The 465-nt window shown below is 28.6% G+C and carries 1 protein-coding gene; it reads right to left on the reverse strand.

Going from position 1 to position 465, the window contains the following annotated elements; genetic code table 11:
* Positions 1-465, reverse strand: a 465-nt coding sequence (locus BTM36_RS28255) for a hypothetical protein (protein WP_168189742.1), incomplete at both ends; no start/stop codon positions are given.

Raw genomic sequence — 465 nt, forward strand, 5'->3', positions numbered from 1 at the left:
GCAAGTCTTTTTAGTGCTTTTTCTAATTTAATTTCTAATAAATTTCCTACACTAATATCTTGTGACAAAGCTTGTCCTTGAATTTTTTCAATCGCCTTTTCCGACAACTGAAATCCTTGTTGCTTTTTCTCATTACTATCACTAAAAAGCGATAATTGATTGATTGCATCAACATCCATTAAAGCTGCGTAATTAATAATTGTTGTAAATGTTAACCCTGTTTTCTGTTTTACATCCTTCATTTCGTCAATAACTTCTTTTGCAATTGAATAAGTAGAGAATGCCATTTTAAACTTTTCTTCATGCTTAATATCTTTCCATGCATCTTTTGTTTCCTTTGTTATTTTTAAAATAAATACAGATAACAGCATTGAAATTGAATTATCATATCTAGGTCTGGAATCAAATTTTTTTATCACTTCATCTTTAACATCTATTTGCAAAGAACGACATTTATCGGTTGAT

Origin of the sequence: Herbaspirillum sp. VT-16-41 (genome assembly GCF_001994935.1) — a bacterium.
In the GTDB taxonomy this organism is placed as follows: Bacteria; Pseudomonadota; Gammaproteobacteria; order Burkholderiales; family Burkholderiaceae_D; genus Herbaspirillum; species Herbaspirillum frisingense.